Annotated in this window: 15 protein-coding genes; 5 read left to right on the top strand and 10 right to left on the bottom strand. The window is 54.9% G+C overall.

The annotated features are described in order from the left end of the window. Window positions 1-143: 143 nt before the first annotated feature. From QVO66_RS12480 to QVO66_RS12495, 4 genes are all read right to left on the bottom strand, one after another. Window positions 144-1,262, bottom strand: coding sequence for a glycosyltransferase (locus QVO66_RS12480; protein WP_021855827.1), 1,119 nt, complete (start codon window positions 1,260-1,262; stop codon window positions 144-146). Between the two features lie 205 nt (window positions 1,263-1,467). Continuing rightward, window positions 1,468-2,457, bottom strand: a complete 990-nt coding sequence (gene nadA / locus QVO66_RS12485) for a quinolinate synthase NadA (RefSeq protein ID WP_288172886.1) — start codon at window positions 2,455-2,457, stop codon at window positions 1,468-1,470. Between the two features lie 306 nt (window positions 2,458-2,763). After that, window positions 2,764-3,069, bottom strand: coding sequence for a hypothetical protein (locus QVO66_RS12490; RefSeq protein ID WP_021855829.1), 306 nt, complete (start codon window positions 3,067-3,069; stop codon window positions 2,764-2,766). A 174-nt stretch (window positions 3,070-3,243) separates the two neighbouring features. Continuing rightward, the gene (locus QVO66_RS12495) at window positions 3,244-4,737 is read right to left on the bottom strand and encodes an oligosaccharide flippase family protein (protein WP_021855830.1); all 1,494 of its coding nucleotides are present in this window, start codon (window positions 4,735-4,737) and stop codon (window positions 3,244-3,246) included. Between the two features lie 32 nt (window positions 4,738-4,769). Between QVO66_RS12495 and QVO66_RS12500 the strand changes: the two genes are divergently transcribed. Further along, window positions 4,770-4,943, top strand: coding sequence for a hypothetical protein (locus QVO66_RS12500; RefSeq protein WP_288172873.1), 174 nt, complete (start codon window positions 4,770-4,772; stop codon window positions 4,941-4,943). Between the two features lie 316 nt (window positions 4,944-5,259). On the opposite strand, the gene QVO66_RS12505 is transcribed toward QVO66_RS12500, so the two are convergent. The 4 genes from QVO66_RS12505 to QVO66_RS12520 all read right to left on the bottom strand — a co-directional run bounded on the left by QVO66_RS12505 (window position 5,260) and on the right by QVO66_RS12520 (window position 14,387). Beyond that, window positions 5,260-7,761: a CHAT domain-containing protein gene (locus QVO66_RS12505; protein ID WP_021855831.1), complete on the bottom strand. Its 2,502-nt coding sequence runs from the start codon at window positions 7,759-7,761 to the stop codon at window positions 5,260-5,262. Between the two features lie 243 nt (window positions 7,762-8,004). Then, window positions 8,005-8,619: a hypothetical protein gene (locus tag QVO66_RS12510; RefSeq protein WP_021855832.1), complete on the bottom strand. Its 615-nt coding sequence runs from the start codon at window positions 8,617-8,619 to the stop codon at window positions 8,005-8,007. 97 nt (window positions 8,620-8,716) lie between these two features. Next, window positions 8,717-13,126 (bottom strand): CHAT domain-containing protein, encoded by a 4,410-nt coding sequence (locus QVO66_RS12515; protein ID WP_021855833.1) that lies wholly within the window; start codon window positions 13,124-13,126, stop codon window positions 8,717-8,719. Between the two features lie 103 nt (window positions 13,127-13,229). After that, window positions 13,230-14,387 (bottom strand): hypothetical protein, encoded by a 1,158-nt coding sequence (locus QVO66_RS12520; protein WP_021855834.1) that lies wholly within the window; start codon window positions 14,385-14,387, stop codon window positions 13,230-13,232. A gap of 228 nt (window positions 14,388-14,615) precedes the next feature. On the opposite strand from QVO66_RS12520, the gene QVO66_RS12525 reads away from it, so the two are divergent. Further along, a complete protein-coding gene (locus QVO66_RS12525) occupies window positions 14,616-15,668 on the top strand; it encodes an aldose epimerase family protein (protein ID WP_021855836.1) in 1,053 nt (350 codons plus the stop codon). Window positions 15,669-16,104: 436 nt separating this feature from the next. Here QVO66_RS12525 and QVO66_RS12530 read toward each other — a convergent pair whose 3' ends face one another. Both QVO66_RS12530 and QVO66_RS12535 read right to left on the bottom strand, forming a co-directional pair. Next, window positions 16,105-19,383 carry a DUF5107 domain-containing protein gene (locus QVO66_RS12530; protein ID WP_021855837.1) on the bottom strand — a complete coding sequence of 1,093 codons (3,279 nt, stop codon included), beginning with the start codon at window positions 19,381-19,383 and terminating at the stop codon, window positions 16,105-16,107. Between the two features lie 152 nt (window positions 19,384-19,535). After that, window positions 19,536-20,906: a sugar porter family MFS transporter gene (locus tag QVO66_RS12535; RefSeq protein WP_021855838.1), complete on the bottom strand. Its 1,371-nt coding sequence runs from the start codon at window positions 20,904-20,906 to the stop codon at window positions 19,536-19,538. A 326-nt stretch (window positions 20,907-21,232) separates the two neighbouring features. Between QVO66_RS12535 and QVO66_RS12540 the strand changes: the two genes are divergently transcribed. The 3 genes from QVO66_RS12540 to QVO66_RS12550 form a co-directional block, all read left to right on the top strand. Then, complete coding sequence (locus QVO66_RS12540) at window positions 21,233-22,117, top strand: AraC family transcriptional regulator (protein WP_288172874.1); 885 nt, start codon at window positions 21,233-21,235, stop codon at window positions 22,115-22,117. A gap of 400 nt (window positions 22,118-22,517) precedes the next feature. After that, complete coding sequence (locus QVO66_RS12545; protein WP_021855840.1) at window positions 22,518-23,255, top strand: glycoside hydrolase family 95 protein; 738 nt, start codon at window positions 22,518-22,520, stop codon at window positions 23,253-23,255. Between the two features lie 27 nt (window positions 23,256-23,282). Then, window positions 23,283-24,313 (top strand): glycosyl hydrolase family 95 catalytic domain-containing protein (locus QVO66_RS12550; protein WP_441295437.1); only part of this gene is annotated, 1,031 nt, incomplete at its 3' end.

A 24,313-nucleotide genomic window follows, 5' to 3' on the forward strand; every position in this document is an offset into this window, starting at 1 on the left:
ATAAATAATACATAAAGAAAATAGCACCTCAGGCGGTGCTATTTTTTGTTTACCCAAGATCGGCTATCAGTATTTATATAAAGCTATGTGCCGTTCTGATGACAGATTGGGACTTAAATACACGTTTCTTATTTCAACACAAACTAATCACGGCGCACAGAATATTTCTTATACACTTCAACATATTCTGCCGCCACCTTGCGGTAGTCGTGATACTTTCTTACAAACTCCACGCTCTGCTTTGACAGCAGTGCCACGTTGCCTGGCGTCAGGAGCGCCTGCTCGAGCGTAGCCACATTGTCGTCGAAGCTCTTCTCGGGACTTACGTTTATTATAGGCCTCAGTTTATTCTCGCCTATAAACTCATAAAACTCTTCCTCGCCACCGCCTATAACCACCGTTCCGCGCGCCATTGCCGCCAGCGAGTTCATCGACGGCGTGTAGCTGTAGAACTGGTCCACCTGCACGTCGGCCTCGTCAAGCATCATGCAATAACGGTCGTAGGGCACGTCCTCTACATACATCACGCTGAGCCGTCCGGGATGCCTGCGGTCAACCTCTTCTATCATCTCGGCTATCTTGCGCGCACCTTTCAGATACTCGCGCCTGCTCTGCACGCCCACCAGCACCTTTATTTTGCCGTCTGTGCCCTTCACGCGTGCGTCATGGGGCACATGCATGGGCAGCGGCACATAATGCAGCCTTGAGCGAAAAGAATCGACGTCGTAGGCAAGATAATACTCATACAGGCATGCCACGAAGGCGTCTGAGCTGCCGGCTGCCTTGTTGAAGCACGACACACACTCGGGCAGGCGCTGCTCTGCCAGTCGGGCCTTGTTCTGCTCCTGGTTGCGCACGCAGCCGTTCCAGTACATGTCCGAATATTCGGGCACACCCTTCAGCTGGCGCTCGAGCACCTGCGGATCGTCGCCGTAGCATCCTTTTATAAGACAGCGGTTGTGGCGCTTCAGGAAACTGATGAGCATCTTGTTCCAGCTCATCTTCAGCGGCACAAACTGATAGTTGTGTATCTGCACCACATCGTTGCCGCACAGCCGCCTTATGTTGCGCAGGAGCGTGAGCAGCACCTTCAGTCCGCCAAGCTTTCCCCACCGCGGGTCGCGCCTGAGGTCGATGTCGCGCGGACAGTCGCGCGGAGCGTTGCCGTCAGACATCAGCACTACGTCGTGTCCAAGCTCAGCCAGACCGTCTCTCAGCGTAGCATGAGCATAGCTCGCCTCACCAATTAATAATATACGCACGGAATATTTGGAATTAAAAATTAAAAAGTAAAAATTAAAAAATTAAGGAGCAAAAATTAAAAGGCGGGAAAGAACGGAATGTCTGGAAACTAACGGCTTTGCGGCTTGCATGAAATAGCCGGCTAAAGTTTTCCGTTTTTTATTATCCCTTCATTCTTCCCAGCCTTTTAATTTTTACTTTTTAATTTTTAATTATGAACAATCTCTAGCTCATCTCCAGCATGCGGTTTATCGGCTTCACTGCCTCGGCTGCTATGTCGGCAGGAACGTCTACGCTGGGCCATTCATGCTTCAGGGCGTTGTAAACTTTGAGCAGAGTGTTCATCTTCATGTATTCACACTCGTTGCAAGAGCAGCCCACCGAGCCTTCGCTCACTTCGGGAGGCACGGGCAGGAACACCGTGTCGGGGCACTGGCGCTGCATCTCGAACAGTATGCCCGGCTCTGTTGCCACAATATACTCCTTGTCGGGATGTGCCACGGCATAGTCGAGCAGCACTGCCGTTGAGCCTACCACGTCGGCAAGCTTCACTACGGGACCCTTGCACTCGGGGTGAACCAGCACGATGGCGTCGGGATGTTCCTTCTTCATCTCAACGATGGCCTGAGGCGAGAAGCGCTCATGCACATGGCATCCGCCGTTCCAGAGCAGCATCTCGCGGCCCGTAACGGCGTTGATGTAGCTGCCCAGGTTGTGGTCGGGTCCGAAGATAATTTTCTCGTCCTTCGGCAACTGGTCTACTATCTTCTTTGCGTTGCCGCTCGTAACCACCACGTCGGTCAGCGCCTTCACGGCAGCCGTAGTGTTGACATAGCTCACTACGGTGTAGCCCGGGTGCTCCTGCTTAAACTTCTTGAGGTCTTCGGCGCGGCATGAGTCGGCCAGCGAGCATCCGGCGTTGAGGTCAGAACAGATCACCAGCTTTTCGGGGCAAAGTATCTTGCACGTCTCTGCCATGAAGTGAACGCCGCACATCACGATAATCTTGGCGTCGGTCTTGGCAGCCTTGCGCGCCAAGGCCAGCGAGTCACCAATGAAGTCGGCCACCTTCTGCACCGATCCGTCGGTGTAGTAGTGGGCCAGTATTATGGCGTCTTTCTCCTTGCACATTCTTCTTATCTCGGCGGCCAGGTCGGTGCCGTTGTCAGCAGGCTCGTCTATGTAGCCCTTCTCTGTCCATTCTTCTTTAACCATAGTGTTTGTTTCTTTTGCCGTGTGTGCTTGTCCTGCTTTCGGGTTACCCTCAGGTTTCCACACCCACATAATTATTCTTATCCTTTGTTTTCCTTTTTTAAAAAAGAGAATGAGTTGTATGATATGCCGTTGATTTGTTCAAAACTTTAGGGCTGAAAGTTTGCTTATTTCGTTATCAACCCGTGGTTATGTGTTTTCAACATGTGCCATTAATATCTTCTGTCTGACTGTCAGGCGTTAAGGCATCTTATCCACAATTCTCCTGTCAGACTGCAAATTTAATAAGTTTATATCTTTTTTCGCCATTTATCTGTTGAAAACTTGCTTATTTTGTCTGTATAAAGGTGTTGATATACACGTGTATAATGTCGTGCCCGCGTGGCGTGTTGATATCCACATATTTTTCCAACGGTTTTCCACATGGTTATCAACAGGGTTTTCAACACTGTTCCGTTGTTCTTTGTCCGCTGTGGCGTTTGTGCCTGTTTTCATGGTGTTTTCTGCGTTGTTTTCGGTCTGTGGCGTGGCTTTATCCCGGTTTTGGTGTTGCTTTATGCGTTTTTCGTGTTGTGATATGCCGTCTTTTGCCTTGCAACAGGTGGCTTTTTGCATTGCGATATGTGGCTTTTCGTGTGCTGAAAGATGTGCTTTCGGCTTGTTGATAAATGGTGTTTATTTTGTTGATAAGTTTTGTAACGGCCTTAGGCTCACGTCTTTATGATATGTTGAAATCTTGTTGAAAAGTGCCGTTATGCTTATTCTTTTCGGTGTGTTTTTCTGATGTGCCTATCTTCTGCGCAGTTTTTTCAGCCGTTCTGTCAGGCTGTTCCACAGCGACGTCTTTTTGTGCAGTATAAACAGCGAGGCGGCTGTGCTCGCCAGGGTGAGCATTATGCCGAGGCAGGCGCTCAGCAGAGTGTTGCCGATAAGTGTTGAAAGATATGCCGCTATGCCTATCGGCAGATGTATGGCGGCATAGGTGCATACGCCTTTCGAGGGGCGGTAGGCGTAGCGTGTGTGGGCATAGGTGTATATCAGCGCCAGCTCGAAGAGATACGACACGAGCAGTCCGGCGCCCGTGCCCGTCAGTCCCATCAGGCGGTATCCGCCCATCACGGCTGCCACCTGCATGGCTGCCGACAGCGTTTCGAGCACGAAGAAGGCCTTAGAGTGGCTCTTGGCGAGCGTCATGTAGGCTATGGGCAGCGTTATGGCCCTGAGATACATCGACATGACGGCTATCTGAGCCATGGGCACCACGGGCGTGAACTTGCGGCTGTAGAGCATCGGCACCACCAGCGGCAGGGCCACGATGAGCAGCGTGAGCATGGGTGCCACGATGAGCAGCGACACCTCTATCTGGCGGTTGGCCGTGAGCTTCATGGCCTGGTTGTCGTGGTTGACGGCCGACAGGCGCGGAAAGTAGTCGGTCTCCATCGCCGAGAACACCATGCCCGAGTAGGTTATCGTAAGCACGAATCCCGCGTTGTATAGTCCCACTATGTCGAGGTCGGCCTCGGCGTTGAGCAGCGCGCGCAGCAGCATCTCGGCTCCGCTTGCCATTATGCCCGACATGATGAAGGCTATGCCCAGCCTTACCATCTCCATGCCTTCGCCCAGCAGGCCCTTGGTTCCGCTGAGGCGCAGCGGATAAGACCTGTAAGAATACACCACCGTTATTATCATCGTGGCAAGCGCCATGAGTATTATCACGGGCACGATACCGGTCCATCTGAACATCCAGTATATGGGCACGGATATCAGCAGCGAGGCTATGACCGACCATATCTGCACCACGGCGAGCGCCCTTAGTCGTCGTGTGGCCTTCAGTATGGCCGTCTCGCCGCCCGTTATGGCCATCAGCGCCACGGCAGGCGAGAGCAGCATGAAGTGGAGCGTGTGGTCGCCCCACGAGAAGGCGAGGCTGTTGAGCAGCGGTCCGGCGGCTATGCACACGAGCATGCCGAGCAGTGCAGCCACGAGGCTCCATGCCCTGACAATTCTGATGAAGCGCTCCATGCCTTCCGTGTCGCCCTGATCGTAGAGTTCTGATATGTGCTTTATCGCACTGAAGGATATTCCGAGGTTGGTGGCCTGCGAGATAAAGTTGACCGAAGAGTTGAGCAGCGACGCCAGTCCCATGCCGGCAGGGCCGAGCAGCAGGGCAGTAATCTTGTTGCGTACAAGGCCGATGATGATGTTGAGTCCCTGCACGCCGCCGAATATTCCAGTATATTTCAGCACATGTCCGTAGCTGTCTTTACTTTCGTCTTTATCCATTTAAGATATAGAACGGCGGAATTGGGGAAATATTGTTTATTGTAGTAGTTAAAGGAGTTAATGCCGAATGTATTGTTGGTTTAGGAGTTAAAGTAGTTAGAGGAGTTAAAGTAGTTAAAGCCAAATGCATTGTTGGTTTGGTAGTTAAAGTAGTTAGAGGAGTTAAAGAAGTTAAAGTCAAATGCATTGTTGGTTTTAGAAGTTAAAGTAGTTAGAGTAATTAAAGCCGAATGTATTATTTGTTCTTCTCTCAAGCACTACGTTTGCTATTGTGCCGGCGGATCTGTGCTCCGCCGGAATTGCTTATAAGGATCTCCAGATCCGCTTAAAATACCGCTTTTTAAGTTAAAAGCAGGCGCAAAAGCGCAATTAAAAATGAAAAATTAAAAATGAAAAACGCCTGACGGAAGCGAATGGTTAAGAGTGAAAAATCCAAATGTTTTGTGGTCAGGTGTTTACAAACAAAAGAAGAACGTCCCATTGCAATAACAAGCAACGGGACGTTCTTTATTTTCTTAATTCTCACTTCTTAATTAAAATAAACGCTGCCCAGTATTGTGGCTTCGAGTAGGGGTGAACGGTCTTCATTACTTTCTTCTTCGGCCACACCCATCGGCCTAAGCGCCTTATCTGTCCGTGCGACTTGTCGTCCTCGTCTGTCTCCACTTCTATCTTCACTTCATGGCAGCGCAGGTCGGTCTTGGCTTGGGCGAAGGCTTCCGACATAGGCATGCCGCCGAGCAGATGATGATAAAAACGGGTCATGAGCAGCTTGGTGGCCTTGTCGTCAACGTTCCACAGACTTGCCACTATCGCGCCGGCTCCTGCCTTCTTAAGTCCGCGCTGAAAGCCGAACACGCCCTCGGAAGTTATCGGTCCGAGACCCGTCTGACATGCCGACAGCACTACGAGGGCTGCCCTGTCGAGGCGCATCTCTGAGGCTTCGCGTGCCAGCAGTATGCCGTCGTCGTAGGCGCTGTATGCCGGCTGCACCATGCGGTTGGCACCAGCAAACACCAGTCCGCTGCGGCTCATCGTGTCGTCTTCGCGCAGACTGTCGCGGCAGAACGCCAGCGGCTCGGGCCTGTCGGTGTCGGCAAAGCAGAAGCCGTGGGTGGCAAGATGTATCATTGAGCACGACGGGGCGGCGAGCTTGAAGGCCGTTTCGGTGGCCTGCGTGCCTTTTATGCATTCAGCCTTTATGCCGTTGCCTTTTGCTATCATGCTCCTTATGGTGTCAGCCTCTGCCGCCGTGGCGGGCAGATAGGCGTAGGCTCCGTTGGCTGCGGGTGGCAGATGCAGGGCAGAGAGTATGCTGCTTGCGCTGCGGTCGGGCGCTGCTGTGGCGTCGTCCTGTGTCTTTGCGTCGCATTCGTCGTAGCTCACTCCGCCCATAATAAGTGCTTTTCCCCTGATGTCTTTGTCGTCATTGGCAAGCTCGCGCGTAGAACTGAGGCGGCACACGTCGCTGCCGTTCATGGCGTCGGCCATGTTCTCTATGGCAAGCAGATGCAGCAGACCGTCGGGCGCGAAGTATATCCGTCCGCGCTTCGTCAGCAGAGGTTTCAGCTTCGACCATATCATAGAGCTAAGCTTAGTGTCGGTGTATATGGCGTTCTTGTCGGCAGCGCGCATCGATTTCATCGCCTCGTTGAGTGTTCGGCCGTCGGTCAGTCTGAAGTTGCGCAGACTGTCTTCTGTCCACAGCGGCACGAAGCCCACCTTGCCAGTGCCGTCAAGGGTCAGTGCGGCATAGCGTCGCGCCGATGTGCTGCCGTATCTTATAAACTCTATTGCCCTCTCGTTGCGCCCCAGCCGCCGCGCTATGTCGGCCGATGTCAGCCTCATGTTGGCGTTGAAGCTCCTGTATCCGTCCATCATGGCCATCAGTCTCTGCTCCTGCCTGTCGGCTTCGGCGTAGAGCGAGTCGCGCTGCCGTGCGTCAGAGCTGCCCTTGTCGGCCTCACGCCTCAGTGATGCTATGCTGTCATAAAGCCTCGATGCAGATGTGTCGCGCCGTGCCTCGGCCTCTATGTTGCGCTCAACCTGCAGCAGAAGACACTTGGAGAAGAGCGCCACGTCGTAGAGCAGCTGCGGGTCGGCGGCCTCGGTGGCGTAACATTCGGTTACAAGCGGTTCGTTGCTGAACCAGAAGTCCTGCCGCTGCTTGTCGGTAAGGAAGGCAAACGAGCGGCACACATAGTTGCGCATAAGGCCGAAATACGTCTTAAACCACGCTGCTGCTTCTGTCTTCCGTCCGGCTTTCAGCAGAATTTCGGCGCGCTTTCTTACGCTTATCGCATAGTCGGGATGCTTCTCTCCGAGGTTTATTTTCTGCCATGTCAGGCACGAGTCAATGTGCGCCAGGGCTTTGTCAGCGTGTCCGCATCCGCTCTCAGCCAGCGCCAGGTTTGCCATCACGATGTATCGTCCGGCTCCGTCTGCCAGCATGCCTGCAGCCTTGCCGAGCGATGCCGCAGCCGCTTCGTGCTGTCCGAGCGACATCTCTATAAATCCGCGGTTGGCCGTCAGCGTGGCCTTCTGCTCTGCGCTCATGCCGTCGGTCGGTGCCGTGGCGAGCAGCTGCAGGGCGTCGCCGCCGCGTCCGAGATATGCATACGCCGATGCAAGGTTTATCAGCCGTGTGTCCTGTCCTATCGTGGTGTTGAGCGGCTCGAGCAGGTCTACGGCGTCGGCGTATAGTCCGAGAGTGAGATACAGGTTGCTCATGTTCAGTTTTCCGCGCACGTCGAGCAGTCCTTTGCTGTCAATTGTGCGGTAGTTTTCGAGCGCCTCGCGATAGTTTCCCGTCTGTCTGTTGCACGTGGCCATGCCCGTCAGCGCCCTTAGCCGCCACGATCCGGGTATGCCTTTCTTGTCGTTCACCTCACGGTAGGCTTCAATAGCCTCGGCATAGCTCCCCGCGTTGCGCAGCGAGTCGGCCCTGAGCAGCGTTGCCACCGTCTGTCCTTCTGCCGTGGCGGCAGCGGCTGATAATATCAATAATGCAAGAAAACGAAACACGATGATAATCAGGAATTAAAAATTAAGAATTAAGAAAACATGTATAAATAATATTGCGGCAGCTGGATTTTTTGCCTTAACCCGAATATGTGGTGAGAATCCGGATGGAAGCACCGATACGCAAACAGACAAAACAGCATGCTCTCTGATAACCTTTCAGGGCTTAGTGAGCCTCATTTATTTTCTTGACATGCCGCTTCAGCCGTTTCGGCTTGTCTTATGCCTTTAGCTGCTTGGGGCTGTTCAGTTGGACACGATGATAAAGCTCAGGTCTTTGTCCGACTTGTTCTCCACGGTTATCACCAGTTCGCCGGCACGTTCTATCGTCCAGTTGAGCGTGCAGCAGTCCTTGCCTCCGTCGGCCTTGTCTGCCAGTTTGCGGCCGCTGCCCTTGTCGTCTACGTAGAGATTCACTTTGCCTCCGCACTCGGGCACCACCATCAGCTGCTGTTCGCCCTGCGCCATCATCGAGTAAGTTACGCTGCCGCCTGCCGCCACGGCGCGGTGGGTGCATCTTAGCGGAGCGCTCGTTGCCCTCATCTTGTAGGCGTCTTCAACCTCTATGAGCCTCATGTCGAGGTTTTTCAGCAGCAGTTCGTCAAGATATTCAACGTTATATTGCAGATGTCCGCGCATCGGCACGGCGCTTTTGGTGTCGACAGAGCTTAGCGTCAGTTCGCTGAACGGTATCTCGCTTATCATCTCCATGCCCGCCATCACGTTGTCGGCAGAGCGTGCCGTAACGGCGTCGCGTATCATCATGCACGCCTTTTCGGCCTTCATCATCAGTTCGGTTGTGTTTTGCGCATGTATGGCCGATGCACATACGGCAAGCACAAGCAATAATATTTTTCTCATGTCAGTAATATTTTAGTTGTCAGTCAATGTTCATTCATGTCCTTTCTGCTGTCTTTCCCCTTGCCTCTGTCGGAGGTGCCGTCGGGTCGGCGCGGCCTTATTCGGCGTCAAGCAGGGTGAAGGCAGCCCAGAAGAACGGCTCGCGGTGCTGCTGTCTCATGTTGTTCACGGCAGTCCTGAAGGCCTCGCGCTTGGTCATTCCGCCGAGCCACAGCCTGTAGAAGTCCTGCATGAATATCGCCGTGGCGCGGTCGTTCACGTTCCATAGCGACATCATCAGCGTGTTGACGCCGGCCTCCTTAAATCCGCGCTGCAGTCCGTACACGCCCTCGGTGGTGTAGCTTCCCAGTGCCGTCTCGCATGCCGACAGCACAGCCATGTCGGTGTTGCCAAGGTCGAGCAGCGACAGCTCGTTGGCGGTCAGTATGCCGTCCTCGCGGTCGGGCTTGCGTTCGCCCGTCCATGTGGCGTTGGCGCCTACGAAGGCAAGTCCCGTGCGCTGCATGGCGTGGTGCTTTGAGCCGGGATGGTTGCGCAGGAACGCATATTCGTCGGCATCCTTTGAGCCGTCAATGAAGAATCCGTGCGTGGCCAGATGTATTATGTCCGTGCTCTGTCCGTCGAGCTTGTAGAATGCCGTTTCGGTGGCGTTGCTGCCCGTTATGGTGTCGGCCTTGATGTCGGCTTTGGCCATGCATCGGGCTATGGCGTCGGTCTCGCGTCGCGTCTCGTCAAGATATACGAAGGCTTCCTGCATAGCTGCTCGTGTGTTGTTGCTGCCGTTGCCTGCTGCCTGCGCAGCCTGTCCGTCGCTGTAGTAGATGCCTCCGAACACGGTTGCCGTCCTTATGTCGTGCTTTCCGGCTCTGCTTACGAGTCTTGCCGTGGTAGACAGCTGGCGCAGGTCGTATCTGTCTATGAGGCAGCTGTCGGCCGATACGGGTATGGCGGCAAAGGCAATGCGGTTGAGTTCGCCTGTGGGCGAGAAGTATACGGTGGCCGTGTTGCCGAGATATTGCTCAAGCGGCCGCCATATTATGTCGTAGAGCTTTGACCTTCCGAAGGTGTAGAGCCTGCGCACACGTGTTTCGGCAGGCATGAAGTCGGTTTGTCTGAGCAGCGCGGTCAGCTGTCTTGCACCGTTGAGCATCACGGCAGCGGGACGTTCAAGTCCGGGCTTTATTATGAGGGCTGCCAGGGCCGTGTCGGTGGCTACAAACTCTATGGCTGCCTCGCCGGGGCTGAGTGCCTTTCTGATCTCCTGCCACGACACAACTCTCATGGTGTCTGTGCGGTAGGCCTCGGTGCTGCGTGCCAGGCTCTTCTCTATGCGCTCTATCTGCTGCTGTATGTCGCTCAGCTGCTTGCTCGTCTCTGTGTCGCCTGTTCCTGCGTTGAGAGCGCGTGCCGCTTCGTTAAGGCGTGCAAGCGTGTCGAGCTGAGATATCAGCGCATTGTCGCCCGAGCGTATTATCGAGCGGCGTATGCGTTCCCACGAATGCAGCAGCAGACCTTTGTCAAACAGTGCTGCGTCGTAGGCCTGAGCTGCCAGCTCACGGCTCTTGCGCGGCAGCATCCAGTTGATCATCAGGCCGCTTGTGCTGTGGTCGGCAAGAAACTGCGCGCGTTCGTCAGAGCCAAGATAGTCGAAGTTTGAGAGCACATATCTGCGTATCTGACCGGCGTATCCGGCTGCAGCTTCCACGGCTTCGTCGTCTCTGTTGAGCGCATAGCACAGCTCTGCCTGCCAGCGGCTTATCTGTATCTGGTCGAATATTGAGAAACGGTCAAGCTGCCTGTAGCATTCGGTGTTGTAGGGCAGCGCGCTCCTGAAGTCGCCGCGCATGACGTAAAGTCCTGCCATGTTCTGTGCCGCCGTCCACGGCCTGTGGCACAGCGAGTCGGCTTCGGCCATCAGTCTGTAGTAGTGAGTGATCTTTGATGTGTCTCTTACCATGCCGTAATAGTTGGCAAGAGCCTGTATGAGCATATAGTATTCGGGCAGTACACGGTAGTCGGCACCCTGCACAAAGCCGGGATATCCCTGCTCCATGTCGAGCAGCTGCGGTATCAGTTCGCCCAGCTGGCTGCTTATGTATTCGCGCGAGTTTCCGGCTCCGTCCTGCTGTTCCGCCGCAGCAGGTGTTGTAGCATACAGTCTGGTGCCGTTGGTTACAATGTTTGTGAGCAGTCTTAACACATACGAATACTTTATGTCCTTGTTGTAGTTGCCCATTTTATATACGAGGAATGTGGGCGATATTATGCCCGTGCACTGCGTGAAAATCTTGTTGAGGTTGCCCGGAGTCCTCAGCCGCGTTATGTCCACGCGGTTCCACATGCAGTCGAGATATGTCGTGGTGCCCTGCATGTTGTCCCTCTCAAGCTCCTCTATCATGCTCTCGTTCAGCTCCTCAGCCTTGTGGTCTTGTCCGAGAGCCATGTAAAGAGTGTACAGATTCTTTGAGAAGTTGAGATAAAATCCGGGCGAAATGTCGGTTATCTTCTTTGCCAGGAGGTATCCTCGCTGAAGATAGAATTCGGCAGAGTCGGGCCTGTTCTCGCTGATGTGCCATGCGCTGAGATACAGATATCCGTTTACGGCGAGCGACGGCAGCTGTGCGGTGTCTGTCAGCAGCGGCTCGGCAGCCGACTCAAACAGTCGCCTTGTCTTCCTGTCGTTCTTGCCCTGCATCATCCTTATGCGTCCGAGCAGTGTGCGGGCGCTTGCCAGATATGCCTTGCGCATGGTCTTGCCGTCGTCCTTTATCAGCTTTGTCACCACGCCGGCGGCATCGTCGAGCCGGTATTCGTCAGCGAGATGCACGGCATAGCTCATGGCCGGCATAAACTTTTCGAGCCTTGCCTCGCCGTAGGTTTTCAGTGCTGCCTGCCAGCAGCTGTCCACCGTTGCCGAGTCGGCGGGCTGTCCGCTGCTGCCGTATAGCACTGCCAGGTCGTATCGTGCCTTGGCTTCATATCGGCGTCCTATGGTTCCGGGCAGCATCGTTGCCTCGTCCACCGTCTTGCGCTGCATGTCGAGCGCCTTGTCGTGTTCGGCGTTCTGTGCCAGTCGTGTGGCTATCTTTCCGCCTGTTGCCACGCGCGTCCAGCTGGGCTGCGTGCTCCTTTCGGCATAACATTTCATTATCTCTTCAGACAGGCGGAGATATATCTTCGGGTCTACCAGCGATGCCAGCGTCATGAATCCGTCGCACGCATCGATGTATCTGTCGTCGCACCTGCCCGTCCGGTTCATCAGTTTTATGTAGAGCTCAACCAGCTGCGAGCCGTCGCCCGCCTGTCCGTCGGCTATGTTGTCCATGAGTCTTATCAGCGCCACCTGCTGCAGCATGTCGGCATACGCCCTGCTGTCTTCGCCGTAATAGTTGCGGTAATATTTCAGGTAAGTGGCGTATTTTCTGCTTTCCGACACGTCTGTCCCATCGTTAAGGGCAGTAGTCCATTTGGCTATCTTTACGTCGCAGAGCATAGGTGTGCCCAGCGGCCAGTAGGCAAGGGCGTAGACGAACATGCTGTCGAAGCACGGCGAGCCGGCAGCAAGCGTCATAAGCCGCATTGACATCACGTCGGGATGGCTGTATCCCAACGCTCCCGATGCTATCCTGAAGGCTTCTTTCAGATAGTATCTGCCCAAGAGCCATTCGGCCGTTGCCACGCTGTCGGGCAGTTCTGCCGGTCTGCTGCCGCCGAATTCTGCCACGTCGGCTTCGTCAGACTCGCGCCCGAAGCCGCGCCCCTGCCTTATCATGGCAAGCATCGACATGGTCAGCGCGTCGTCTGCCGTGCCCTTGCGTCCTCTGAAGTATCTGAGAAAATCGTGCTCGAGCCTGCTCTCCTCGGCATAAAGCAGCGGAGAGTCGCCCTCGGTGTAGTTGGCTTTTATGAATAGTCGTGTGGCGTTGTAGAGCATTGTTTCGGCCGTAATCCTGTCCTTGCTTATTCCGCCGCGGCTCTTTTCTGCCAGCCTGCAGGCGTCGCATATCGAGCTGTATGCGCGGCCTGCGTCGGTCTGCACGGATATTACGGCTATGTGGTATCTTGCCCTTGCCTCCACGTCGGGCCTTTGCGGCACTGTCTTCTGTGCTGCCAGGGCTATGGCCTCGAGGGCTTCGGTCTTGCGCCTGTCGGCATGGTCAAGGCTGTCGGTCTGTCTGAATGATGCATATTCGGCAAGTGCGGGCACCAGCGCTGCGGCCTTGCGCAGCACTGCCGTGTATGCCGGCTCGCGCGACAGCGTGGCAGCGGCGTCGGCGGCAGCCCTCAGCAGGTCGGCGTCTGTGGCAAATGCCGTGTCTACGTTGGCAGCCGCCCATCTGCGGTGGGCCAATATGTCGGTTATGGCTTCGCTCCTTGCCTTGTCGTCATCCTGCTGTGTGGCGGCCCTGTGTGCGGCGTGGCTTGCTGCCGCAGCATATGTCTTGCCGGCATGCGTCGGCGCGGCAAGAAGCGACATAAGTATAAATAGACATAACAGTGGTTTCATAAGCCGTTTTATGTTATTGTTGTCCAGCCGTTGCCGGGTGCCTGTTGATGTCGTGCCTGCGCCTTGTCCATCCGTCCTCCCGGCTTTAGGCATGTGCCTGTTGCTATTTGTCGGGTGCCAGGTCGAGCTTGTCTATTATGTCGCCCGTTATCATGTCGGCAGGTGCGCTCAGCGTGGTTATCACCCATTGCTTTGATATCTCGTCCCATTTCTGCGACTCTATCACCTTCCATACGTTGTCGGTCCAGCCCTCCTTCGGCGTCAGTTTCTTGCGGCGCTTGCGGTCGTTTCGCCATTCGTCGCGGTATTCGTCGGTTACGTCGCAGCTCTCCTTCAGCGTTACAGACATCTTGTATTCGCCCGTTCCCCAGCTGTTGTGATACTGGTCGTTCTCGTCGCGGTATGCCATGAACGAGCGCGGCACGATGAAGCTCTCGCCCTTTATCACCAGTGGCGAGCCCTTGCTGCGTCCGCGCACGTAGCGGTATTTGCCGTCGGCCGCCACCTGCGACGAGTCGATGGGCACGGTCAGCTCGAAGCGTCCCAGCTCCTTGTCTTTCTGAAGCACGGTCAGCTCGTTTATCCACGACGATGTAAGCGTCATGGTCATGTCTATCTGATAGCTGCCGCGCTCGCTGAAATAGAAGGGCAGGGGCAGCGATGAGTTGGGCAGGTTAGACTCCTTCGGGCATAGTATGAGCGTGTCGAGCACCAGCTCAAACTTAGAGTGGTTCACTATGCGGTAGAGCTTGCTGTGGTCCACGTGGCATGATATGTAGAACACGGTGTCGCCTTTCTCGCCGCGGCGCAGGCATCCTATGCCGTTGAAGCGCATGCCGCGCGGGTCCATCGCCCCGTCTGTCGACGGCACCGAATAGAAGTCGTTGAGCTCGCTCACCGTGCCGAACTTGGTCTCGAAGGTGCTCTCGGCCTTAACCGTCTCCTCCCATTCGTTCTTCAGTCGCGACGGTCTTGTTATGAGCGATGCTATGGCGTTGACGCCCATGTCGATGAAGCTCGTCACGTATCCCCCGGCAATGCCCTTTCCGGCGTTTGCCATGGCCATGCCCAGGTCGGCCATGTAGCCTCCGCGGGCAGCGCGCTCGTTGCTCAGGTCCTGTATCTCGCTGCTAAGGGCGTCGCTCGTATATATGAATGTCTCGTAGGTTACTTGTGCTTTTGTCTCAGTCGGTGCAAGCCATATGGCCGTGAATGCCAGAATAAGATATGCTGCCGACGCTGCTGAATGTTTAATATTCATGTTGTGAATGATTTTAGATTGTGTGATAATATATTGTTAACGTTTTGGCAAAAATAATATTTTTTTACCATAAAAGCAAAGATATGCTTTATGATGTTGGCCGTAACACTTGTTATTTTCTGCCTAAAATCAGGGCGCAGGCAGGCGTTTTGACGAATAATTTACATTTTCTGACATGCGCGTGCTTTGTCCTTCAGCCGCATGATGCTAACTTTGCATGCAAAAAAGATGGATATATTCAGCAATGATATAAGCTCGGCAAAGGGCACGTTCAGGGTGTTCCGCCTTGTCAACTCGCAGGGCTGCGAGGCTGCTCTGTCGTCGCTTGGCGCGGGCATCACGGCTATAAGGGTGCCCGACGCACGCGGACGGATAGACGACGTGGTGCTGGGATATGCCCGGCCTGCCGACTATCTCTACGACAGCGCATGCGCCGGAAAGACGCCCGGACGATATGCCAACCGCATTGCTCGCGGCAGGTTCAGCATAGGCAGGGACGAGTATCAGTTGGCTATCAACAATCCGCCCAACGCGCTGCACGGGGGCAACGACGGATTTCACAACGTGATATGGGATGCCGAGCCTCATGACGGCGGCGTAAGGTTCACGTATCATGCCGCCGACGGCGAGGAGGGATATCCGGGAGCCATGGACGTGGCGGTTGACTATGTGTGGAACGACGATAACGAGCTGACCATAAGCTATGAGGCAACTGCCGACAGGCCCACCATTGTCAATCTTACCAACCATGCCTACTTCAACCTTGCGGGCGAAGGCTCTGGCTCGTGCCTGAGTCAGCGGCTCAGGCTTAACTGCCACAGATGGCTGCCTGCCGACGTCACGGACATTCCGCTGGGAAGCATAGAGCCGGTGGAGGGCACTCCGATGGACTTTCTGCAGGCCAAGGCGCTGGGCAGGGACATCGGTGCCGACTTCAGCAACATGAGGACGGGCAAGGGATACAACCACTTCTTCTTCGTAGACGGATGGAACGGCGACGGCCGGCTGAGGCTCGTGGCTGTGCTCGACGACGATGAGAGCCGCCGACGTCTGAGCGTCTACTCCACACAGTGCGGAGCCATGCTCTACACGGGCAACTGGCTTGCCGACAACCTGCCCGTGGGCAAGAGCGGCCGAAGGTATGCCGACCACGACGGCGTGGCCATTGAATGTCAGGGTGCGCCCGACGCTCCCAACCATCCTTCACTGCCGTGCCAGGTGCTGATGCCGGGCGAGACATACCGCCATGTGATTAAATACGTATTTTCGATTAATTGTTAGAGAGTAGTAACATGGTTTGTTTTCAACCGTGGAGCGCGCCCCTGCCATAGGCTTTCGGGGCGCGTTTTTTTGTCGTTTTGCGGTGAAGGCCTTTGCCTACGTGTATTTATGGTTTTAAAATATGTAAGCAAAAGTGTCTGTTACTCTGACAAAATGCTTATTAGGTATATATAAAAATTACTGACCGACACAAAACTCTTCCGTTTTAATTACAATGTAAAACATGACATTTTAGCTCGCAAAACGTGGCTTTCCGGCGTGTTAAAGGCCGCGTTTCGTCTTGCAATATGCCGCCTTATGTCGAGCCGTATGCCGATGCCTTATCAGCAGCCTTGCAGGCGGCTCACTTCATGACGGCATAAAAAATGCGGCAGAACTGTCACAGCCCCGCCGCATCTGTAATTAAAACATGTTTTGTTAACAACAGACAAATTAATTATAAAGTCTTGAATGCCTGTATTCCCTGATGATTGATGTCCAGGGCTTCGGCCTCGCCAAGATAGCGCATGCTCTTGTCCTTGTTGCCGAGTCCGCAGTAGCCCAGTGCCATCATGTATTTGCAGTGAATCTCGTTGCGCACCTGCAGGTCGTCTTCCCATATCAGAAGGTCGGGCAGGGATACGGCGAAATAGTCCATCCTTACCTTGTCGAAGAGATGCTTCTCGCCATAGTTCACCAGCTTGTGGAAACGGCCGTTGGCCTCGCCCGTGCGGCCCAGCTTGAGCAGCGCCATGCCCTGATAGAATATCTTGTCGGGCTTTGCGTCGTTATAGTAGAGCGCTGCGGCAGGCTCTGTGGGGCCTTCGGTTGCCTTCAGCCAGCACTGGCGTGCCTTGTCGGTCTGTCCCATGGCGTCGTATGCCACGCCCATCAGATAGTAGAAGTCGTTCTCCTGCGCTCCGTGCAGCTTGCCTTCGCCGAGATGATGAGGATATGTGAGGCACTCTTCGAGCAGGCTCACGGCGTCGGCATGTCGCCCTTCGGCTATGGCCTTCTTTGCCAGTTCGACGCGTGCAAACTGATATTGTGCCGGCACCTTGCCTTCGCCGCCCTCCCAGGGGTGGAATATGTGGGCGTCGAGCTTGGTCTTAGCCTCCTCATACTGTCCTGTCTGGTTGAGCAGGGTAATCTCCTCGAGCAGCAGGTCGTCGCGCCTGGCAACGAGGTTGCCGTATTTTCTGAGCAGAGCGAGACGCTCGGTGTGAGGACGGCGCACGCATTTATACAGCTGGTCGAGCTCCATTAGCACGCGGGCGTCGGTGTTGTCAAGCGCAAAAGCCTTCTCCATTAGTCTCACGGCCTTGTCCTTGTCGCCCTGCTTGTTGAACGCAGCCAGGGCAAGATTGCGCCACACCGTGGGGAACTTGTCGTCGGCTGCGGCCGATCTTTCCCATGCCTTTATCGCAAGGTCATACTGCCGCTTGTCGTAGTAGAGGCAGCCCAGATAGTAAGGTGCCTTGGCTGCCCGGGGCAGATATGCCATGGCGCAGTTGAGCGCGAGCACGGCTTCAAGGCGGTTGGGGAAGCAGTAGTCAGAAGGATATGCCTCTGCCTTGGCAAACAGCTCTTTGGCTGCCTCGGCGTCGGTTGCGGCGTTGCACCAGCCCATATAATAGTATGTCATCGGCGTCAGTGCTCCCTCTTCTATAGCTATGCTCCACAGCTTCAGCGCCTCGCAGGTGCAGCCTGCCGCACAGTAGTCGAGCGCTATCTCGTCGTAGTTGTTGGCGCATCGTCTCATCATCGTCTTCAGCAGCTGCAGCGTGTCGTTGTCGCCAGTTATGATATATTTCTCAAACAGACAGCCATAGTTGAATCTGTCTATCTTGAGCGACTCCTCAATCAGTTTCAGAGCCTCGTCGTTGCGTCCCGCCTTGCGCAGTATGGTCGTTTTCAGCGCGCGCGCCTTGTGGTTGTGCCAGTTGCGTATCAGCGAGCGGTCTATCTCGTCCATGGCGTCAGTCAGGCAGTTGCGCATCAGAGATATCTGCGCGCAGGCAAAATAGCCCGCATCCTGCCATGCTCCGTTCCATGTCGACTTGTAGAACTGGTCGTAGGCCTCGTCGGTGCGGCCCTGATACTTCAGCGCCAGTCCGAGGTTGTATATCGGTTCGCCGTCGTACGGGTTGGGGTTGCGCTTCATAAGCACCCTGACAGCCGTGCGCAGATACTTCTCGGCACGCTCAAAGCGCCCCTTGCGGATGTACCACAGACCGAGGGCGTTGTTGTTTCTCATGTCAAGCGGGTCGCGGCGCAGAGCCTCTTCGTAGTAGTCAACGGGGTTGTATGTGGCGTGGCGGTATTGCTCAAGGTGCAGACCTGTAAGATAGAGCTGCTCCGTGGTCTTTATCTCTTCGGGCAGCAGGGCAGCTTCGGCAGCGTCGGGTATAGGTCTTACCTCGTCGGGCTCGCTGTGCCATGTCAGCAGCGTGCGTCCGCCGGCTGTTATGCTGAGGTTGAGCTGACAGAGTCTTGCGCCCTTCACGTCCACATTCTCCTCCATGATGTTCTCCGGGGTTATCGTAACCTCCTTGCTGTAATACACCGTTCCGTCGTCGTTGCGCAGCTCGACGCATACGTGCTGCTCCGATGTTGCAAATATCTTGAAGTTCACCTTGCCCGACTTGCCGTCCTGATCGATGTTCATCAGCAGGTCTTTCGTGGCGTTCTTCACCACGCCCAGCTCGCGGTAGGGCAGGAAATACTGCACAAACGACTTCTCCTCATAGGGCTGAAGCCATGTGAAGTCGGGCTGGTTCTCGGTGTACACGCCCGCCATAAGCTCAATGTAAGGGCCGTCGGTGTCGGTCAGGTTGCGGTCCCATGCGCGTCCGAAGTCGCCGTTGCCCCATGTCCACTGCTTCTTTCCGGGCGAGATGTGGTGGTTTGCCACGTGCAGCACTCCGGCCTTTGTGTCGTTCTCGTAGCCGCCCTCAAAGTCATACTTGCTGTTAACGGCCATGTAGCTCGTGGGCACAAAGATGTTCTTATAGTTAGAGATGTCCACTCCTGCCGAATAGTCCATCTTGTAATATGTGCCCGTTGCTATAGGGAACGAGCTTACGGCGCGCTTGCCGTGGTCGAACACCGCGTTGATGTCTGGCGGGAACACGCTCTGGTAATGGTCGTTAACGGCCACGGCAGGGTTGGCCCACCACAGGAACGTCTGCGGCACGTCGGTGCGGTTATACACCGCGCCCTTTATCTCAAGATAGGCATGTCCCGGCCTCAGGGTGAATCCTGCCATGCCCTTCTGATGGAACATGCGCTCCATCTCGCTCACCCACACCGTCACGCTGCCGTCGCTGTTGTGCTCTATGGCTGTGTCAACGGGCATGTAGGTGCTGGGGCGGTGATGCTGCGGCCAGTTGAACTCGATGCCTCCCGAAATCCAGGGGCCTGCCAGACCCACCAGTGCCGGCTTTATCACGTGGTTGTAGTAGATAAAGTGGCGCTGGCGTATCTTGTCGTAAGCCATCTGCACGCGTCCGCCCAGTTCGGGCAGAATCATCACCTTTATATATTCGTTCTCAATGAATACAACCTCATATTCCTTGTCGGTTTTCTCGTCGGCAATCGACTCGATCACGGGATATGGATAAACCACTCCGCTCGAACCCTGATACACTCTCTTTTCAAGAAAGATAGGATTTTTCTCAGGTGAGCCCACTTCGTAGGTAGGTATCACCACCTTTTCTCTCCATGCTTTTACCATTTTTCTTAATCCTTTGTTATGTTATTTGTTCTTGTTTTTTCTTTTGCAGCAATGTTTGTGGCTGTATGTCATGCATGCGATAAAGTCTGCCTGCGGTCATGTCCATGGCCGCTTCATGCCCAGTGGGGCGCGGCAGGCGCCCTGTTGCGTCGTCATCTGGTAAGCTCCTTCTCAATCTCCTCGAGCGACTTGCCCTTCGTTTCGGGCAGCACGCGCATGAAGTAGACGAAGCCTGCGGCGCATATTGCGGCATAAATCCAGAACGTGCCGTAGCTGCCGAGCGAGCTGTTGAGCAGCGGGAAGGTGTAGGTCAGCGTGGTGCTGCCCGTCCACAGCGCAAAGGTGCATGTGCCCACGGCAACAGCCCTGACGCGGCTCGGAAACAGTTCGGCTATCAGCACCCATGCCACGGGGCCGAGAGTCATGGCGTAGCAGGCTATGGCCGACACCACCAGTGCAACCATCAGCACGCCCTTTATCTCGAAATAATAGCATGTGCCCAGCACCAGATATATTATTGCCAGTCCGCATGCGCCTATCAGCATCAGCTTGCGGCGGCCGAGGCGCTCGACGGTGAATATGGCTACGATGGTGAATATCACGTTGATGACGCCTGTTACGACGATGTTGAACAGCACGTCGCTGAGCGAATAGCCTGCCGACTGGAATATCTCCTGGGCGTAGTTGAATATCACGTTGGTGCCGCTCCACTGCTGGAACACAGCCACCACGATGCCTATTATTACTATCCTGACGAGCGGACGGCGGAACAGCGTGCGCAGTCCGTACTGCTTGTTGTCGGCCTGTGCTGCGGCAGATATGGCCCACAGCTCCTCGTCGGCATAGCTCTCGCCGCCTATGCGTGCAAGTATGTCGCGTGCGCTGCTGTTGTCGCCCTTCATGGCAAGCCAGCGCGGACTCTCCGGAATGAAGAACACAAGGATGAGGAAGGCCAGCGCCGGGAAGGCTCCCGCCCAGAACATCCAGCGCCATCCCATCTGGCAGTTCCATGTGTCAATGGTGTTGTGCACCACGGGTTCGGCTATCAGCCAGTTGGTTATCTGTGCCGCCAGGATGCCTATCACTATCGTCAGCTGGTTGAGCGACACCAGTTTGCCGCGTATGTGCGACGGTGCCACCTCGGCTATATACATTGGCGAGAGCCCCGAAGCCATGCCTATGCCCACGCCGCTGAGGAAGCGCGCCGCCAGAAAATAGCTGAAATGGCTGAAGTATCCCGTGCCGTAGGCAGACAGCAGGAACACCACTGACGAGGCGATGAGCAGCTTTTTGCGGCCGAAGCGGTCGGCAAGACTGCCGGCGGTCATGGCTCCCGTGAGGCATCCCACGAGGGCTATGCTCATGGCAAGACCCTGCATCTGAGGGTCGTCGGCAATGTTGAAATACACTTCGTAGAACGGCTTGGCGCCGCCTATCACCACCCAGTCGTAGCCGAACAGCAGTCCGCCCATGGCCGAGACGATGCAGATAAAATATACAAAACCCTTGTTAAACGTTTTCATAGGTTGCTTATGGTTTTTAGTTTGACATTCTTCTATATTCCCATGGCGCCGACTTCCGGCAATGTTTGTTGCCCTCCGTGTGCCCGTCATGCCGTTTTCTTATGGCCCGCGGCTTGTCTGTCGTCATGCATTCCGCAGCCTTTTTACGGCGTTTTTTTATTATCTTATTATTTGTGCCGCCGGCAGCCGTTGCCTGCTATATTGTTTGACAGCGCAAAGTTACGGACATTATAGAATATAAAAAATAGAAAAAAATCAGAATAAAATGGACAATCTTATTATTGTTTTCAGTATATTTGCATCATAGTCTATCACCGTTTGACGCCATGCTTAGAATAAAGAGCGGATTTTCGGGCGAGCGCTCGCTTGTGCTGCCCAAGATGGTTACCGACATGATGGCAGCCGACGCCATCGTATCGGTGCTCTACGTTACCGACATAGGCTATTATCCCAAGGCCGAAAACCACTACCGCGAGCGCCGCGAACCAATAGACCAGTATGTGTTTATCTATTGCATCGACGGCCGCGGGAGCTATGAGGTGGGCGGCAACAGCTACGAGGTGTCGGCCAACCAGTATTTTATCCTGCCCGCAGGAGTGCCCCACAGATATCAGGCAGACGCCGAAGAGCCGTGGACTATCTACTGGATCCACTTCAAGGGCATGCTCGCTCCGCATTATGCCGCCGACGCCATAGCCCCCACGTCGGTGAATCCCGGCATACACTCGCGCATCAGCAACCGCATAAACATGTTCGAGGAGCTGTTTGAGACGCTCAATTCGGGCTACAGCATAGAGAACATCCGCTACGCCATGTCGCTCTTTCACCACTATCTTGCCTCGCTCCGCTATGTTCACCAGTACCGCAGCGCGGGCGAGAAGATAGACGAAGGCAACGTGGTGGAGGCTGCCATACATTATATGAAAGAGAACATAGAACGCCACATGACGCTGCAGGAGGTGGCCGACTTCACGGGCTATTCGGCGTCGCATTTCTCCATGCTGTTCAAGGCGAAGACGGGGCACAGTCCGCTAAACTATATCAACCTGCTGAAAATTCAGCGTGCCTGCCTGCTGCTCGACACCACGCAGATGCGCATGAACCAGATATGCCACAAGCTCGGCATGGACGACCCGTATTACTTCTCGCGCCTTTTCAGCAAGATAATGGGCATGAGTCCGCGCGCCTACCGCACGAAGCCGAAGGCGTAGAGAGCGGGATTTTTTAAATTAAAAATTAAAAAGTAAAAATTAAAAATTGACAGGGGAGAGATTTCTTTGGGGGTAATTCATAATTGGCTGATGCCGGACTTCGTATTCACAATTTATAATTCATGATTCATAATTAACAATTAGCTGACGCCGAACCTCGTTTCATAATTGTCTGACGCCGGACTTCGTATCCACAATACATAATTCTTAATTTAAGATTTCATAATTAGTAATTTATACTTCTTGTTTCTTACATCATAGCTCTAACTTGTTGTTATTGGCCTATTTCGCTCCTTTTGGCGTAAAATTTATATTTTCTGAATATTTTGTTTCCGTATAGTATTGCGATGTTTGCTAATTTTGCAGCCGTAAAATTGTAACTTAAACCGATACTTTGAAAATGACATCAAGAATAACATTCATATTAGCCTTTATTATGACTGCTGCCCTGCAGGTCAGGGCCGACAATATATTATGGTATCAGCAGCCGGCCGGCGAATGGATGGAAGCCATGCCTGCGGGCAACGGCCGCCTGTCGGCTATGGTCTACGGAGGCATAGCCCGCGAGCGGATAGCCCTCGGCGAGATCAGCTTGTGGTCGGGAAAGCCCGACGCATCTAACAACGACATCTGCGGAAAGGATAAGCTCGACGAGATGCGCCGCTGCTTCTTCAACGGCGACCCGGAGCGCGGCAACGAGCTGGGCAACAAATATCTCAACGGACTGGGCCGCTCCTTCGGCACTCATCTGCCGCTCGGCGACATGGTGGCCGACTTCAGATATCCGTGCGGACAGATACGCAACTACCGCAGGAGCATCGACATGGACAGCTCGGTGGTGGCCGTTACGTTCAGTTGCGGCGACACAGACTACCGCAGGGAATATATAGCCGACTATCCCGACGACGTTATAGCCATGCGCTACACTGCCAGCCGCAGGGGAGCGATAACGGCTACGTTCGGTCTTAACCTGCTGCGCAAGGCCGGCGTGAAGGCCACGAAAGACGGACTGACGCTGGCGGGCAAGGTAGACTTTCCGCTGCACGGAGCGGGCGGAGTGAGCTTCTGTGGCGAGGTGAGACTGCTGCCCGATGGCGGAACCGTAAGCACGACAGACACCACTGTAACCATAGAGTGAGCCGACGCGCTCACCATTATAATAGATGTGCGCACCGACTATAACAACAAAGACTACATGCAGCTCTGCGCTGCCACTGTTGACAAGGCCGCAGGCAAGGGCTACGGAGCTCTTCGGGCTGCCCACGTGGCCGACTATACGGCACTCTTCGGGCGCATGGACATATCCCTGGGCGAGGGCGCAGGCTGCCAGTTGCCCACAGACACACGCCTGAAGCTGGCGCAGGCAGGGGCATCCGACCCTATGCTCGACGCCCTCTTCTTTCAGTACGGACGCTACATGCTCATATCGTCGTCGCGTCCGAGCGGCATGCCTCTGTGTGCCAACCTGCAGGGAATATGGAACGACAACGGGGCATGCAACATGCCATGGACGTGCGACTATCATCTCGACATAAACATACAGCAGAACTACTGGGCTGCCAACCGCGCCAACCTGGCCGAATGTAACGAGCCGCTGTTCAGCTATATCAGCATGCTTGCCGACAGCGGAGCCGTGACGGCGCGCAAGATGTACGGCTGCGGCGGATGGGTGGCACACACCGTGTGCAACGCATGGGGCTACACCTCGCCGGGCTGGGGCGTAGGCTGGGGCATGAACGTAACGGGCGGAGCATGGCTCGCCACGCATCTGTGGAGCCACTATCTCTACACGCGCGACAACGACTATCTGCGCCGCACGGGCTATCCGCTGCTGAAAAGGACGGCAGAGTTCTTCATGGACTACATGGTGAAAGACCCGCGCACGGGCTATCTCGTAACCGGACCGAGCATATCGCCCGAGAACGGATACGTGTCGGAGAAGGGCAACCACCTAAGTCTGTCGATGATGCCTACGGTAGACCGCGCCGTGGTTTACGACATATATTCGGCATGCATAGAGGCGTCGAAGATACTCGGCACCGACAAGGCCATGCGCCGCCGCCTTGAGCGCGACATAAAGATGCTGCCGCCACTGATGACGGGCAGCGACGGACAGGTGCGCGAATGGCTCGACGACGTGCGCCGCAGCGACCCTGCCCACCGCCACTCGTCGCATCTGCTGACGCTCCTTCCCTT

The sequence above is a fragment of the Prevotella sp. CAG:255 genome (assembly GCF_000431195.1).
Classification (GTDB): domain Bacteria; phylum Bacteroidota; class Bacteroidia; order Bacteroidales; family Bacteroidaceae; genus Prevotella; species Prevotella rara.

Bases quoted from the DNA above. Each gene is read 5' to 3' on its own strand.
- QVO66_RS12535 (WP_021855838.1), bottom strand. From the start codon at position 20,906: ATGAAAACGTTTAACAAGGGTTTTGTATATTTTATCTGCATCGTCTCG.
- QVO66_RS12530 (WP_021855837.1), bottom strand. From the start codon at position 19,383: ATGGTAAAAGCATGGAGAGAAAAGGTGGTGATACCTACCTACGAAGTG.
- QVO66_RS12490 (WP_021855829.1), bottom strand. From the start codon at position 3,069: ATGCAAAAAGCCACCTGTTGCAAGGCAAAAGACGGCATATCACAACAC.
- QVO66_RS12540 (WP_288172874.1), top strand. From the start codon at position 21,233: ATGCTTAGAATAAAGAGCGGATTTTCGGGCGAGCGCTCGCTTGTGCTG.
- nadA (WP_288172886.1), bottom strand. From the start codon at position 2,457: ATGGTTAAAGAAGAATGGACAGAGAAGGGCTACATAGACGAGCCTGCT.
- QVO66_RS12510 (WP_021855832.1), bottom strand. From the start codon at position 8,619: ATGAGAAAAATATTATTGCTTGTGCTTGCCGTATGTGCATCGGCCATA.
- QVO66_RS12525 (WP_021855836.1), top strand. From the start codon at position 14,616: ATGGATATATTCAGCAATGATATAAGCTCGGCAAAGGGCACGTTCAGG.
- QVO66_RS12495 (WP_021855830.1), bottom strand. From the start codon at position 4,737: ATGGATAAAGACGAAAGTAAAGACAGCTACGGACATGTGCTGAAATAT.
- QVO66_RS12520 (WP_021855834.1), bottom strand. From the start codon at position 14,387: ATGAATATTAAACATTCAGCAGCGTCGGCAGCATATCTTATTCTGGCA.
- QVO66_RS12545 (WP_021855840.1), top strand. From the start codon at position 22,518: ATGACATCAAGAATAACATTCATATTAGCCTTTATTATGACTGCTGCC.
- QVO66_RS12515 (WP_021855833.1), bottom strand. From the start codon at position 13,126: ATGAAACCACTGTTATGTCTATTTATACTTATGTCGCTTCTTGCCGCG.